At 53.2% G+C, this 12,924-nt stretch carries 20 protein-coding genes and 2 pseudogenes; 11 read left to right on the top strand and 11 right to left on the bottom strand.

The window, feature by feature from the left end; genetic code table 11:
- The 11 genes and pseudogenes from HWQ67_RS05250 to HWQ67_RS05205 all read left to right on the top strand — a co-directional run.
- Positions 1-721, top strand: a pseudogene (locus tag HWQ67_RS05250) (hypothetical protein); the annotation flags it as partial.
- The gene (locus HWQ67_RS05245; RefSeq protein WP_218251599.1) at positions 722-1,258 is read left to right on the top strand and encodes a phage baseplate protein; all 537 of its coding nucleotides are present in this window, start codon (positions 722-724) and stop codon (positions 1,256-1,258) included. It abuts the pseudogene before it with no gap.
- Positions 1,255-1,563: a phage baseplate plug family protein gene (locus HWQ67_RS05240; protein ID WP_218251598.1), complete on the top strand. Its 309-nt coding sequence runs from the start codon at positions 1,255-1,257 to the stop codon at positions 1,561-1,563. The genes HWQ67_RS05245 and HWQ67_RS05240 overlap by 4 nt, the downstream gene beginning before the upstream one ends.
- 3 nt (positions 1,564-1,566) lie before the next feature.
- On the top strand, positions 1,567-2,604 hold the full coding sequence (locus HWQ67_RS05235; protein WP_218251597.1) for a baseplate hub protein: 1,038 nt from the start codon (positions 1,567-1,569) through the stop codon (positions 2,602-2,604).
- 2 nt (positions 2,605-2,606) lie between these two features.
- Positions 2,607-2,975, top strand: a pseudogene (locus HWQ67_RS20430) (Gp138 family membrane-puncturing spike protein); the annotation flags it as partial.
- 48 nt (positions 2,976-3,023) lie between these two features.
- Positions 3,024-3,197, top strand: a complete 174-nt coding sequence (locus HWQ67_RS19835; RefSeq protein ID WP_255317127.1) for a hypothetical protein — start codon at positions 3,024-3,026, stop codon at positions 3,195-3,197.
- Positions 3,197-3,604 (top strand): hypothetical protein, encoded by a 408-nt coding sequence (locus HWQ67_RS05225; protein WP_218251595.1) that lies wholly within the window; start codon positions 3,197-3,199, stop codon positions 3,602-3,604. Before HWQ67_RS19835 ends, HWQ67_RS05225 begins: the two co-directional genes overlap by 1 nt.
- Positions 3,601-3,975: a hypothetical protein gene (locus tag HWQ67_RS05220; RefSeq protein ID WP_218251594.1), complete on the top strand. Its 375-nt coding sequence runs from the start codon at positions 3,601-3,603 to the stop codon at positions 3,973-3,975. Before HWQ67_RS05225 ends, HWQ67_RS05220 begins: the two co-directional genes overlap by 4 nt.
- Positions 3,972-5,111, top strand: a complete 1,140-nt coding sequence (locus HWQ67_RS05215; RefSeq protein WP_218251593.1) for a baseplate J/gp47 family protein — start codon at positions 3,972-3,974, stop codon at positions 5,109-5,111. The genes HWQ67_RS05220 and HWQ67_RS05215 overlap by 4 nt, the downstream gene beginning before the upstream one ends.
- Positions 5,111-5,743, top strand: coding sequence for a DUF2612 domain-containing protein (locus HWQ67_RS05210; RefSeq protein WP_218251592.1), 633 nt, complete (start codon positions 5,111-5,113; stop codon positions 5,741-5,743). The genes HWQ67_RS05215 and HWQ67_RS05210 overlap by 1 nt, the downstream gene beginning before the upstream one ends.
- A gap of 107 nt (positions 5,744-5,850) precedes the next feature.
- Entirely contained in the window at positions 5,851-7,239 is a 1,389-nt protein-coding gene (locus tag HWQ67_RS05205; protein ID WP_218251591.1) for a hypothetical protein, read from the top strand.
- 292 nt (positions 7,240-7,531) lie between these two features.
- Here the strand turns inward: HWQ67_RS05205 and HWQ67_RS05200 are convergent, their stop codons facing one another.
- From HWQ67_RS05200 to HWQ67_RS05150, 11 genes are all read right to left on the bottom strand, one after another.
- Positions 7,532-7,909 carry a hypothetical protein gene (locus HWQ67_RS05200; protein ID WP_218251590.1) on the bottom strand — a complete coding sequence of 126 codons (378 nt, stop codon included), beginning with the start codon at positions 7,907-7,909 and terminating at the stop codon, positions 7,532-7,534.
- A 386-nt stretch (positions 7,910-8,295) separates the two neighbouring features.
- Positions 8,296-8,841, bottom strand: coding sequence for a transglycosylase SLT domain-containing protein (locus tag HWQ67_RS19830; protein ID WP_255317126.1), 546 nt, complete (start codon positions 8,839-8,841; stop codon positions 8,296-8,298).
- Between the two features lie 138 nt (positions 8,842-8,979).
- Positions 8,980-9,489, bottom strand: a complete 510-nt coding sequence (locus HWQ67_RS05190) for a replicative helicase loader/inhibitor (protein WP_218251588.1) — start codon at positions 9,487-9,489, stop codon at positions 8,980-8,982.
- Positions 9,482-10,294 carry a hypothetical protein gene (locus HWQ67_RS05185; RefSeq protein WP_218251587.1) on the bottom strand — a complete coding sequence of 271 codons (813 nt, stop codon included), beginning with the start codon at positions 10,292-10,294 and terminating at the stop codon, positions 9,482-9,484. Before HWQ67_RS05185 ends, HWQ67_RS05190 begins: the two co-directional genes overlap by 8 nt.
- Positions 10,295-10,525: 231 nt before the next feature.
- Positions 10,526-10,726 carry a hypothetical protein gene (locus tag HWQ67_RS05180; RefSeq protein ID WP_218251586.1) on the bottom strand — a complete coding sequence of 67 codons (201 nt, stop codon included), beginning with the start codon at positions 10,724-10,726 and terminating at the stop codon, positions 10,526-10,528.
- Positions 10,727-11,003: 277 nt separating this feature from the next.
- The gene (locus tag HWQ67_RS05175) at positions 11,004-11,243 is read right to left on the bottom strand and encodes a hypothetical protein (protein WP_218251585.1); all 240 of its coding nucleotides are present in this window, start codon (positions 11,241-11,243) and stop codon (positions 11,004-11,006) included.
- A gap of 106 nt (positions 11,244-11,349) precedes the next feature.
- Positions 11,350-11,619, bottom strand: coding sequence for a hypothetical protein (locus tag HWQ67_RS05170; protein WP_218251584.1), 270 nt, complete (start codon positions 11,617-11,619; stop codon positions 11,350-11,352).
- A gap of 1 nt (position 11,620) precedes the next feature.
- Complete coding sequence (locus HWQ67_RS05165; protein ID WP_218251583.1) at positions 11,621-11,944, bottom strand: hypothetical protein; 324 nt, start codon at positions 11,942-11,944, stop codon at positions 11,621-11,623.
- 1 nt (position 11,945) lies between these two features.
- Positions 11,946-12,152 (bottom strand): hypothetical protein, encoded by a 207-nt coding sequence (locus HWQ67_RS05160; protein WP_218251582.1) that lies wholly within the window; start codon positions 12,150-12,152, stop codon positions 11,946-11,948.
- A 1-nt stretch (position 12,153) separates the two neighbouring features.
- Positions 12,154-12,627 carry a hypothetical protein gene (locus HWQ67_RS05155; RefSeq protein WP_218251581.1) on the bottom strand — a complete coding sequence of 158 codons (474 nt, stop codon included), beginning with the start codon at positions 12,625-12,627 and terminating at the stop codon, positions 12,154-12,156.
- Between the two features lies 1 nt (position 12,628).
- Positions 12,629-12,924: hypothetical protein (locus HWQ67_RS05150; protein WP_218251580.1), on the bottom strand; the 296-nt coding region annotated here is incomplete at its 5' end.

Raw genomic sequence — 12,924 nt, 5'->3', positions numbered from 1 at the left:
TGGAGAACTAGGCCGCGTGCTGATTCCGGCGTTCACCGATGTTGTCAAGCGGCTGAATGAGATAATCAAATCGCTTGGTGCTCTCAGTGATGAACAGAAAAACAGCATCGTAAAGTGGGGCTTGGTAGCCGCTGCGATCGGTCCGGTCATCTGGACGATCGGCAAAATCACGTCCGGATTGATAGCTCTGAAAGCGGCGGCCACTTGGTTCGTTGTCACTTTGGCGCCGTTCCTGCTTGCCAACCCGGTCGTCGCTGTCATCGCTGGAATCGCGGCGGCGATCACGGCCGTCTATCTCAATTTCGATACTCTGGTCAAGACGGCTGAAAAGGGGCTGAACAGGCTAGCTAACGCGGTATGGCGCTTTCAGAATATGCTACCAGAGGGGTCGCTACTTCGGGCCGGGAAAACGGATGCGGACCTGGAGCGTGCGCTGTCGCAGAATGAAGCCGAGTATTTGCGGATCGAAGGGAAGCAGGCGGCGGGCGACGTACGCGGGCGCACCAAGTATGATGAGGCGGCGGCGTTTGAACAACAGTTCCTGCTAGCCGGAGCGGGCGCCGGTGGTGGCGGTGTGACGATGCAGACCAGCAACACGTTCAACATAACCGGGACCGCCAATATGGATGAGAAGAAATTGGCGCGTGAAGTAGACCGCCTTGCACAGCGGCGGGATCGTGAGACAGCCGCACGCATCAGACGCGAGCGAAAGGGCCGATAGATGGGACTGCCAACCAACATAGCGGACGCTGCCAGCCAGATAAAGGACGGCGTTTTAGGTGCTGTCGAAACGATAATGATAGGGGATGTCATGGTGTCCGCGCTTACCGGTCTATCGGGCGGTAACAGCGTGGAGATCACGCGCAAGCCTATAGAAGCCGGCTTTGCCACGACCGACGCGGCGGTGGACGTGCCGGTCGAGCGCGTGCTTGACATCTGCCTAGCCAACCCGGATTTCTCTGTAGAAGCCGGGATTGACGCGGCGTTGACTGGTAGCGTTTCGCAGTTCACGGAGACATGGCGGGATAAGAAGGACAAGCTTTATAAGTACCTTACAGACAAGGAATTGATTGACGTCCAGACGCATGAAGCACTTTACGAAAACATGCTGATACAGAGTATCGAGCCAAAGTGGGACGTTGACGATAACGCCGATGCTTTCTTTGCGACCGTGACCGTTGTTGAGATCACACAAATTACCAACGCAACCGATGGCGGCGTGATAGACGCGGCCGAGTCAAGCGTAGGTGGGTTATGAGTATCGCGATCAACGTGCGCGTCAACCCGTACTATCGCGGCGTCAAGGCGTTGGATGGCAATACCTACACGTTTCGGTTTCACTGGAATAACACACTAGAAAAATGGTACATGGATATTCTTGGCATATCGAACGATGTGGCCGTGTGCGGCATTGCGCTTACCTGCGGAAAGGATCTGTTAGCCTCCCACGGATACTATGAACTAGGCGAGCTTTGGGTAGTAGACAACGACGGTGCCAACGCGGATCCAAACTATGACGATATAGGGTCTCGGTGGACCCTAGAATACACCCCGGCGGCGTAGCTCATGGCACAGATAGTCAACCCGCGCGTGGAAGTCCGGATCTTCGGGGCAACCGACACGATCACTATCAAAGACCTGTTCATGTCGGTCGCCATTACCAAGGATCTCGAGGACGAGCCGAACGAAGCGGACTTGACGGTCTATAACTTGGCAGCGGCCACGCGCGCGCAACTGGTAGACGCGGACAGCCACGCGGCGCCGGTGGAGATATACCTGACCCCTAGCGGGATTGACGAGCTGGTGTTGGCATTTCGCGGCGAAGTGGACAACGTGCACCACCGGAATATGCGGCCGGGATATGAGACAACGATCCATTGTACTAGCCAGCAATTGAACCATCGGTCCAAGTACATAGACAAGAAGACCTTTGCGGCCGGGACATCGGTATCGGCGATAGTCGATTTCTTCGTCAAGGAAATCAGCCTACCATCGCAGATTGAAACTTTGCCGAGCCAGAATATCATCCTGTCGCAATCGTTCAACGGCCCGGCGTTTCTGTTGTTGCATCGGTTCGTTAACGACTTTGGAATGTTCGCTTTCATCCTTGACGGGGTGCTGCACATATCCAGCGTTGACGCTCCAAACGACCCGCAGGGGATTTCGATAGACCCGAACATGCTTTTGACCGCGCCCGAATCGACGCTCCGGACGGACGCTGAACGCATCCAACGGATGCTCAATTTCGATATAGACTACAAGGATCCGGTGAAGAAAAAGCGGCGGCGCAAAACCAAGGTCCGCAAGGTTGCGGGTCTGTACAAGGGGGCCACGGCTAGCGGCGCTGATGATTATGTCGAGTTTGAGGCGGTAGACACGGAGATCCGTGGGTACGACTTCACGTTGTTGATGCAGCCGCACTTGCAGCCGGATAACTTGATCCACTTCAACACGGACGAGCTGAAAAACAAGCTACACAGGATTACCGTGGTTCGCCACTTTGGCAACAACGAAAACTTTTCTGACTGGACAACGGAACTAGAGACGCAGGAATACATAGACGATGACGGTGACATCCTAGCCGGGCTGAATCTGGAGTTGTAGTCATGTCATGGGTGCGCGAAGTTTCGATGATGATAACGCGGCGGGTCTGGGAGATCCTGCGTGGCGTCCATACGCATCTGCCTGCCAAGGTCGTATCCTATGACGGTGCAACCAATACGGTATCAATTCAACCGTGTCTTATGAGCCGGCGCGCCGATGACCCTGACAACTGGACGGGGATTGAGCTACCGGTGGTTGAAGACGTTCCGGTCCAGTTGTTAGGATCTGGCAAGTGTCTTTTGGCCGTCGCGCCACAAGCCGGGTCGTATGGGACCTACCATGTCAGCGAGCGGTGTCTCGAACAGTGGATCACAAAGGGCGGAATTGTAGACCCTGGAAGTAACCGGGCTTTTGACTTGTCGGACGGCTTCTTCATTCCGGGCGTCTATCCAACGAAGACGGACGGGGATAACGGCAAGTTGCAAGCTTCGGTGAAGACGGACCGGATCGAGCTGCGCACGCGGGCTGGGACTGCCTATATGGCCGTACTTGACGATGGGACGATCGAGATAGCATCCCCGGCCGGTGACATTACTATCAACAAGACCACCGGCCAAGTCAGCATCAACGGCAACCTTACGGTGGACGCCTAATGCCGCTTAAGGAAGTGGCCGTGCAGGGTATGACCGTTACGGTAGACCAGACAAGTGTTATACCGGCTGTTACTCCGCTAGTCGCAACGATACTTGTTAACCCGCCAACCGGAACGAAGGTAACGGCTACCGCGTTGGTACACCGCCAGGATGATACTGTCACGGTAAGCGCGATTACCGTACCGGCTGCCGGTGCAACAATTCCGGACCCTGGGCCGTACACAAAGAAGATCGTAGCGGCTGCGACAAAGACAAAAGCGGAAGGAAAATTGGTTGCCAGATTGGACGACTTGACAGAAACATTTTCGGCCACCCCAAAGATACCAGGCGCACCGCCAACTGATTACCCTGTTACGTTCAAGTGCAAAATAACGGCGGCCGGGCAAACGAAAGTTAAGGCACAATGAAGGACGTTAGAATAACCCGCACGTCAAACGGCGTGTACGACATCGTTCTTGAGAACGGTAAATTCAAGTGGGCAGAAGACGGCACCGAGGCGGCGCAGCACGCGCTTATCCGTTTGATGATCTTCAAAGGCGAATGGTATCTAGACTCCGATGATACGATGGGCACGGCGTGGTATCAGACTATTTTTGACATGTCCAAAGGCCGCGCCGAAAAGGAACTGGAAATTAAAAAGCGGATACTCGGTACTACCGGAATCCGCAAGATACAAACCTTCACATGGGAACAGACCGCGCACAGCGTATCTATAGAGGGCATCGTAGAAACCGACTGGGGTAGCGTTGACATATCACAGGAGATTGAACCGTTATGACAAGCACTTTTGACAGTACCGGCATAGTACTTGACAGGTACGCCGATATATTGGATAGGTACGTTGCGCTAGCGGAAGCCCAATGGGGATCGTCGATTAACACAGACGAGGACAGTTTTCTTGGGCATATCCTGCGCAACGTGGCGCTAATACAGTCTGAGATAAATGAGATTCTCCAATCGGTATATGACGACAAGGACATCACCAATGCTACAGGAACTTATCTCGATAATCTTGTGGCACTGATTGGCCTTGAGCGCAGCGCGGCGGCGTACTCAACCGTAACGTTGACCTTGACGGCCACTGTCGCAACGACTGTGCCGGCCGGGTCGAGATACGCCACGAGCGCGGAAGTCATCTTTGCCACGGATGAAGACTTGGTATTCACAGCCGCCGGTAGCGATACTGTAGCGGCCACGTGCACGGAGGTTGGCGCTTTCAACGCGGCGATCGGCACCATCACCACAATCAAAACGGCAGTTTACGGGATCTCCGCTGTTACCAACGCCACTGCGGCCGTGCCTGGGCGCGTGCGCGAAACAGACGCAGAGCTGAAGGCGCGGCATACTGTAGCGGTCAGCACGTCCGGGGATCAAGACAGCGCGTCGATTTACGAGGCGGTGACGGCGGTGACCGGCGTATCGGCGGCCTATGTCTACGACAATGACACGGCGGCCACGGTGGACGGCATCCCGGCGAATAGCCTGTATGTCAGCGTCATCGGTGGAAGCGATGAAGATGTTGCGACTGCGATCGCCAACAACAAAACGTTGACCATTGCCACGAGCGGCGGCACGTCCTATAGCGTCTACAACGACACCACGAGCCAATCGCAGACGATCTATTTTGACAGGGCGTCTGAGATCGCATGTACCATCGTGTTGAACGTTACGGCCGTCACAGGTTCTTTCCCAGATGACGGTGCGCAACAGATAGAAGACAACCTTTTGGCGTTCTTTGAAGACCTGAAAATCGGTGATGATGTCATCTACACGGCGCTTTACCAGCCGATCTACAGCGTGCCGGGCGTCATCGTTACGGCTTTCACGCTGAACGCAGGGACGGCCAATATTACGATCGCAAAGGACGAGCTGGCCACGTTGGCCGCCGGTGACATAACACTCACGGTGACCTAATGGACGTAGAAACCACATTTCTTGACCGGCTGTTCCATCAGTTTGACGAATCGCCAAACATCACCGCGCTTGTCGCAATCCTATCCGATGCGTTGCAGGATACAAATGACGTCGAAACTTTCATCCTGTCACACACCGGAATCGACACGGCCGAAGGTGAACAGCTTGATTTACTTGGACAGTTGATTGGAGTATACCGCCCACCGCGTCAAGAAGAGTGGGTGTTTACTCTTTGCCACTTGGGGGAGACAGATGACCTGTGGAATCATCATGGTTTTTTTGACGATAGCGATCCTACTGTTGACCTTGGCGGATATGTGACGACCACGCGCGGGCTAGATTCCATCAGCGATCCCGGAAATATGTCCGATGCTGACTACCGCAAGCTGATAAGGCAAAAGGCGGCGAGCTACCGCAAGAAGATGACGCAGGAGATCCTTTTCAACTACCTGATCGAATCCGGTGCGCGGTGTAAGATTGACGACACCACGACAACTTATACCGTGACAATAGACCCGTATCGCTATTATGATATCGACGAATGGCGAATGAATTACATAGTTACCAAGGGATTCAAACCGGCCGGGATAAAGGTTGAGTTTATGGACAACGTAAGGGAGCCTGACCTATGACGATACCGAGGAAAATAGATCCGATTTGGGCTGAGTCTGGGACCGTAACGCCTGCGCCGTCTAGCGCCAAGGTTGAAGCGGGATGGGTTGGTGGCGATCGGCCTACAATGGAATATATGAACTACAACCAGAACAAGGCCGAGGTGCATAGCAGCAACCTTGCTGTTGAGGGGCCGTCGAGCATCTATGAAGATGCAGCGGACCCGGAAGGGATGATAACGACAAAACTTTGGAGCGCGGCGAATACATGGGGGCTGACGTGCGACACGCCTAATACAATTTACGGCGGCGCCGATGATAAAATTTATGTCGATATTGCTACATTTTTCGACGCCGATGGTGCTCCATTTATTTTAGCACTCGACTATCAGCATAATAAAATTGATGTCTTCAATTCGCGGACTGGCGTATTGACCGATACCAGCGACCTTTTGACTGACGATCTTCCAGCGCCGGCCGGTGCTACTTGGTTTCCATACTCTATGTGCACAGATGGAACCTATGCGTTCGTTTGTTTTACCAACACAAACCCAAACCCGGATACATACCAGATCCAGGCGTGGGAGATAGCTACCTGGGACGTGAAGACGGGATGGGCTGCCACGGGGACGGCTCTGCCAAGCGCGGCGAATCATAGTTTAATTACGCCTGGAAAAGTTATTATAGCAGACGCGGATCATCTTGCTACGCTGAATTCATGGGTCGTAATTGCTGCCGATACAAGCGACGCAATCAGCATCATAAATAGGTCAGACGGTAGTATCGACAATAGCGCGTCCGGGGATGCACCGACTGCCGTTAGCGCGCAAGCATATTATGGGATCTGTAGCGACGGAACAAATATATTTTTTGGTGCCTATGCGGGTGCTCCAACAAATATAGGATATATTTGCAGCGCTACAATTGCAAATCCAACGACCGGCTGCGGTGGTGCAAACTTTTCAGATCCAGGCGGTTTTGCGTTGACGGGTCCGGCTGATGCTATTATATCATCCATGTGTGCGCTCGGACCTAATTTATGTGTTGCAGGCATCGCGGATAATACTGGCATTGTGGCTACCTCTCATATGTTGCGGACATTCAATTCCGCAGATGCAGACCTGGATATAATCACATCGGGTCAAAACTCTGCGGCGGCTCCTGCGGGCGGGGATGAATATATAATATCCGGCATCTATTCTATGGCATTTGACGGGATAAATTTATGGTGTGCGGGATCTGTAAATAACGCTGGTGCGGATTTCCAAGTATCCGCTGTGAAAATAGACGCTGCAAAGTTGTCCGCAGTAGATACCGGCACCGATAAACAACTATCGGATGTAACGTCATCTAGTTTTTTGATGGCTCCTAACGATATAATAGGAGTCGGCGGAACATATTGGTTGTGTTCAGTAACTTTTGATGGCCGGGATATATTAGTGGAATATAACGGTCTTACCTCGGCGTCGGCATCGGCCACAATCTATCGACTTCCAATGGCCCTACTTCGACACTAGAAAGGCGGCACCACTTGAGCGACCTATCTGACATACACGAAAAAATAAATCATGTCGCCAGCGACTTGGCCTATCTGGTCGGAAAGTGTGACCAGGCGTTTCCAGGGCTTTGCACGCGTGAGGAGCTGCGATCTACCATAGCCGAGCACCGTGCCAACTGTAAAGCCGCGCGAGCGTCCGCGATCACCGATCCGCCGCTGCCCACTTCCAACTGGAAGCTATGGACGCAGATCGGCACCGGCATAGGGGCGCTCCTGGCTACGCTGTGGGCCGTCCTCGAGGTCTTCAGGAACTAGGCTTCGCCTAACACGTCAACCGGCAGGCGTTCAGGGTAGGTGATTTCCAGCCAGCGTGCCAGGTAGTCGCCTATGGATTGCGCGATGGGGATGTCGGGATTGCTAGTCACACCCGCCGGCTCCATTTTCTGACCCTTCAGGTGCTCGATGTACTTGGCCACCGGGATCCCGTGCTGCAGGCCGATGCTAATAGAGATGGCTAGTAAATCGTAGACCCGCAACTCTGCACCTTGTTTATCCACCGCCAAGAATATCTCGCCTAGCGTTCCGTCATGGTATTCACCCGTGGTGATGTAGAGTTTTGTCTTGCCTATCTTGGCGCTGTGAGTCTTGCCTATTCTGTCTGTGGGTAGTCGGGAGCGGCTATCAGACATAGCGGTGCCTGCCTGTCTGCGTCCACATATCCGCGGCCGGTCCCACCCAGTTTGACGCGTGCCGTTCAACGTAGTGGTATCTGGTGTCGTATTCCGGGCACAGGCAATCGCGGCAGATCCACTTGCCGTCAAATTTCTCCACCGCCGCCCGCCCGCACTCGCACTTTTGACCACGCAGCCAAAGCTTTCGTTTCGCGTCGGCTGAACAATCGTTGCTGCAATATTTTCGGTTGTGCGAAGTGGCTATAAACTCCATTCCGCAGTATTTACAGGTCTTTACGGGCTTCCACTTGTGCGTTGCGCGCCAGCGCTTGTGCCACTTCGTTTTACACTCGTCTCCGCAGGCCTTCTGGGAAGTGCACGACCAGAAGGTAGCCCCGCAAACCCTACATATCCGCTCCGATTTTGTCCGCTCTGATTGTTCCATAGCGTTTGAACCTTTCGTAGACTGCGTATCTGTAACGCGCTTGACGGATGATAGGGGTGCACCGGCCCGATTGATAGGCCGATAGCCCCGTTAGGACGCTCCCACATTCCCGAATCTTGTCCGCTAGATACTTGACACCGTGTTCTATGTTGTCCGCAGGGTCCGTTGGCGGATCGTAGTTCGGTCTTGGCTTGATCTGCATCAGGCCCTTTTCACCAAGTGGTCCTACGTCGTGTCGTTTCCAAGCCGATTCAAAGCAAATTATGATAGCCACCAGGGCAGGATCCACCCCGTACCGCCTGGAAGCGTCAAGGATGGCCCTAGAATACGTTTTCGCGGTGTCCCGGCGCTTGGGGTATAGGTCGCCAAAGAAATCGTCCACAATCGATTCTACTGCGTTTGGTGACGTTTCCGATTGTGCTGTAGCTCGAAACACAAATAACAGTATAAGCAGAATTATACAAATAGCGGAAACGAGATCAAACCACTTGTCCTTGGCGGGCATTACTCTATCTCTACCAATGAGAATTCGCCGCACCAGTCGTCTGCATCGACTACTGGCCACCCGGAAGTTGTAGGCGGAAATCTGTGGCAGTGTTGGGCGCCTTCTTTTCCATCACAAAACCACTCGCAATTTGCACATCTATTTTCCATTTTTCAACAGCCTTTCTTTCTGGCGTTCTACCAGATTTTTGACCTCCGGCAACGTGCCACGAGCGGAGCGGCGCTCGAGCAACAGTTCGGCAAAGACCTTCAAGAAGTGGGCCCGGTCGGCGCCCGGCATCTCGGACCGCGCCAAATCGTAGGTTGATCCGGTCATCTTCAAGGCGCGAAGTTCTAGCGCCGTCAACTTCTTGTGATCCCCACCGTTAATCACTTCGTGGACGTGCTCCCACGCCACCAAAGCACTAGGCTCTTCTAGTTCCCCACCGGCGTACGTCACCACCAAGTTACGCAGAGTAGCAACGTCGGGCGGCCAATCCGGCCGGGTCGATACCAGTTGCAGCGCCGCTGCAAAAATCAAATCAACGTCAAACCCGTCTAGCAGTTTTAGCCAGATCGCCTCTCGGGCCGGAGTTACCGCAAACTTGCCCGGATACTCTTCGTTGAAAATACACATCACCTTGCGGACTGTTTCGAGTAGACTATTCATGGCGACCACCTAACATAGCAAACGCACTTTCCACCTGTGCCTTGTTTTTCTGTTGTTCGTCCGCTATGCCTTTCAATAGGTATTCGCGCTGTTCTCTCACCATCTTTTGCGCCGCTGTCTCTTTACCTATAGGCTGCCTTGTTTCCGGGTCATCTTTCCAGCGCCCTTGATTTATGTAGGTGCTAGGGTGCGGGATGTATTGCGGGTCGGCCCATGTTTTCTTCTGCCATTCGATAGCGCGTAGAACGTCATCTATCGGAGGTCTGGCTTTCTTCCACGCCTTCCATGCGGCGTCTTTTCCTATACGTCTTGGATATGATGACCAGAATGTATTAAAGTCTTGATCATACTCTACGCGCGCACGCGCGGGTTTTTTCTCTTGGGCTTTAGGTATTGGCGAAGGTATTGGCGAAGGCGAAGGCGAAGGCGAAGGCATCTTAGATGGTGATAAGATGATGCTATCACCATCATAGCATTGTGCAAATGTTTGATTGTGTTTAGCTAATACCTTTTGAACGGTCTGATCGGCGTGTTCTTTCCAGTCGTGTATTCGTAATCTGTGGCAGTCGCAGCGGTCTATCCAACCACATGAAGCAAGTGCATTAATAAGTGTCGTACTATCACCATCATAGGACAATGCAGCCTTTATGACATCATCGCTGTATTTTCCTATACCTCCATCCCTGGCAAATTCGGCCGTGAAATGCCAAAGCATTTCGAGAAGACCAACGGCGGCGTATTGTGTTATACCTAGAGTAGATGCTAGACAGGCTACTTTAGGGTGTCTAGGTGTGCCGCGTTTCATGATATTTTGTCTCTCGCGGATCTCCCACAGTATTGACACCTAAATGAATCGCGCTTGAATACTTCAAAGCGCACCTTGGGGGATAATGATTTTCGTTTACCCATGACTGCCTCAAAAATAGGATCTGAGCAGCCCCGTAGGTGGAACACACCTATGGGCAGAGGTGATCCTACGAAGCTGCTCAGATCCCGTTTTTGATTTCATTTTTTCTGCCCATAATAGTGTTCCAATTCAGACGCTACCAAAGTACCGGCGCGGTGTCAAGCTAAATGCTAATGATTGTGTCACGGTTACAGTTTCCGGCGCCGTTTTGATTGTTGCGGTGATATGAAAAAACAAAGTGTCATCAATTACCTCACCATTGATTGTAAAATTGTTGTTTATCATACCACAATCGGCAAGAAACTTTAGTTTATCTAATTGGGCAGACATTATCATGTCGCCTATAAAATATCCCAAAATATCGTATGGATTCATTTCTACCCTCTCAACTGGCTTTCAAGGGATATGATATAATCGAATGCGGCACTAGCGTCATCTGAACATTTCTTCCATCCCATTACAGTACATCCCTCAATTCCGCGCGGGTACGAATAGATAACGGTGCTAACGCAATCTTCTGTGGCCACTAGTGCGAAACAGTAAGTGCCGGCCGCCGTTTTCTGATAGAGTGTTTCGTATTTGACATTTGGAACGTCTGGTATATTTATCATTTCGCCGCCCTCGCGATCTCCGCGCCGCCGAGCACCAGGATCGCCGCCGCTTCGGTGACTACGGCCACCCACCACGGGGTTAGCTGCTTTCCTAGTTCGAGCTGGAAAGTGTTTGCCAGTTGTCGCTGGTCTTCAGCCGCAAGTCTCCATTGCTCACCCTTTGCGCGCTCGCTAGCCAGTTGCTTTTCCACGAAGTCCGCATAGTCAAAAAGCGCCTGGTAGTCTATGACAAGCAATGTCAGCGCGCGATAATCCTGCACGTCAAAGCACCGGTATGGTGTGCCATCGATTGACACGTCGCGCCCGGTCGGAAAGTACCGCTGTTCCGTTGGCCGTGGCGGGCTATCTTCTGCCGCGCAAGGCTTCGTCGATAACTGCGAAGTCATCAGCCCTAGTGATAGTATCAGCCGCACGGCGGCGCTTGTCTTCTGCTTCACGTTGTGCATCCTGCAACTCCTTTTGCTTCCGCAATTCGTCATCGATTCGGATCATCCGCTCTTTCCACGCGGCGTCGGCTTCGCGTCTCAAACGGTCGATTTCCTGTTGCCGTTTGTCGGCGGTGATGCGTCCCAGGAAAGCGCCGATCCGGTCGATTAGTGAGAGTAGTCCCATGTTACTTTTCCTCCCTTCCCCAGTGCCCAAGAATTGCTTCCCATTGTTCACGCCTGCCCTCGTCCGCTGGAACATGATCCATTGCTCCGCGCAACGCGCGGGACAGCATCACGATTGCCAGGCCACAGCCCTCGTGATCCGATTTGGATTTTGCAAGACTCTCCCACAAAATATCACTGGCTCGCTCGGACGCCTCCAACTCGGCGCGAAGACGGGCGATCTCGGAAATTGCCACGTCCATGTAATCGGGGTGCCAATTTTCTATCACAGGTTGATTTCGCAGTCGATAAATATCCTCCATCGTTTCTGTTATCTTGCGCGTCATCTCACCCTCCTATCCTCTCCATTCTCGTCAGTGCACCCAAAAGAACTTTTGTGACATGCGCCTCGGATGTGTATTTCAGGCCCTCCATGATGCCATGTTTCGCCGCCTCCAGCTCGGCGCGAAGCCGGGCTATTTCCTCCTCCCACGGATACGGGATTTCGACCTCGGGATAGTACACCGCATATTCTGGGGGATTTTTGTCGGTCATCTCACTCCTCGCTTCTGTCGATCAACCATCGAACACCGAATGCCGACGGGGTCTCGCAAAAATCGGCAAGCAGTAAATCCCGGTGCACGTCCGCATAATCCTCGGGGCGTTCGATGATGATGGCGTCGGCTGCGGATCTTTTCAGCGCCTCCAGCTCGGCGCGGAGGCGTACATTTGCTGCCGGGATATTCCCATACCACACTGTTTTCAGCTCTACTTCTTTCTTCGTCTCCTCCAGCTCGGCGCGGAGCTTCTTGTTTTCTACGCCTACCTTTAATGCTTCGTTGGCTTCCTCGTCAAAGTGTGTCCATGCATTAACTTCACGTTTGACTGCCCGCTCGATATTCTCTTTCATGTTGCCGAGTTCGGCCTTCGCCGCCGCCAGCTCGGCGCGAAGGCGTTCAACACACTTTTTGCATTCGTGGTCTGGATATTCGTTCATGATGTCCGAATCACAATTTTCGCAGGATTTCATCTTACCCTCCCATCCTGATCTGATTTGCAATCTCTTCGGTGTCGAGCAGCGGAAACCGGAATCGCATCGGCCCGCGCATCGCGCGCACCCACGCCGGCCACAGTGGCGATCCCGGCTGCACGATCCATTCGCCGCCGTTGTTTTGGACTTCCGGGTCAAGGTGGAACCGCACCACGTAAGGATTCATGGTCGTGTGCCCGGCGGTCTTGTGTGCGTCCACCCATCCGGAGTGTCCCTGCTCGATCAGCGCATCGCGCAAGGCGTCCGCAAACCCGCACTCAGTTGCCGGGCCAACCC

Source organism: Candidatus Magnetobacterium casense (genome assembly GCF_019173545.1).
Taxonomy (GTDB): Bacteria; Nitrospirota; Thermodesulfovibrionia; order Thermodesulfovibrionales; family Magnetobacteriaceae; genus Magnetobacterium; species Magnetobacterium cryptolimnobacter.
This window is presented reverse-complemented; position numbering and strand designations above follow the sequence as displayed.

Coding starts and splice junctions, on each gene's coding strand:
- HWQ67_RS05225 (WP_218251595.1), top strand. CDS start 3,197: ATGCCGCTTAAGGAAGTGGCCGTGCAGGGTATGACCGTTACGGTAGAC.
- HWQ67_RS05200 (WP_218251590.1), bottom strand. CDS start 7,909: ATGTCTGATAGCCGCTCCCGACTACCCACAGACAGAATAGGCAAGACT.
- HWQ67_RS05205 (WP_218251591.1), top strand. CDS start 5,851: ATGGAATATATGAACTACAACCAGAACAAGGCCGAGGTGCATAGCAGC.
- HWQ67_RS05185 (WP_218251587.1), bottom strand. CDS start 10,294: ATGAAACGCGGCACACCTAGACACCCTAAAGTAGCCTGTCTAGCATCT.
- HWQ67_RS05190 (WP_218251588.1), bottom strand. CDS start 9,489: ATGAATAGTCTACTCGAAACAGTCCGCAAGGTGATGTGTATTTTCAAC.
- HWQ67_RS05165 (WP_218251583.1), bottom strand. CDS start 11,944: ATGACGCGCAAGATAACAGAAACGATGGAGGATATTTATCGACTGCGA.
- HWQ67_RS05210 (WP_218251592.1), top strand. CDS start 5,111: ATGGACGTAGAAACCACATTTCTTGACCGGCTGTTCCATCAGTTTGAC.
- HWQ67_RS05155 (WP_218251581.1), bottom strand. CDS start 12,627: ATGAAATCCTGCGAAAATTGTGATTCGGACATCATGAACGAATATCCA.
- HWQ67_RS05160 (WP_218251582.1), bottom strand. CDS start 12,152: ATGACCGACAAAAATCCCCCAGAATATGCGGTGTACTATCCCGAGGTC.
- HWQ67_RS05180 (WP_218251586.1), bottom strand. CDS start 10,726: ATGTCTGCCCAATTAGATAAACTAAAGTTTCTTGCCGATTGTGGTATG.
- HWQ67_RS05170 (WP_218251584.1), bottom strand. CDS start 11,619: ATGGGACTACTCTCACTAATCGACCGGATCGGCGCTTTCCTGGGACGC.
- HWQ67_RS05240 (WP_218251598.1), top strand. CDS start 1,255: ATGAGTATCGCGATCAACGTGCGCGTCAACCCGTACTATCGCGGCGTC.
- HWQ67_RS19830 (WP_255317126.1), bottom strand. CDS start 8,841: ATGCCCGCCAAGGACAAGTGGTTTGATCTCGTTTCCGCTATTTGTATA.
- HWQ67_RS05235 (WP_218251597.1), top strand. CDS start 1,567: ATGGCACAGATAGTCAACCCGCGCGTGGAAGTCCGGATCTTCGGGGCA.
- HWQ67_RS05220 (WP_218251594.1), top strand. CDS start 3,601: ATGAAGGACGTTAGAATAACCCGCACGTCAAACGGCGTGTACGACATC.
- HWQ67_RS05245 (WP_218251599.1), top strand. CDS start 722: ATGGGACTGCCAACCAACATAGCGGACGCTGCCAGCCAGATAAAGGAC.
- HWQ67_RS05215 (WP_218251593.1), top strand. CDS start 3,972: ATGACAAGCACTTTTGACAGTACCGGCATAGTACTTGACAGGTACGCC.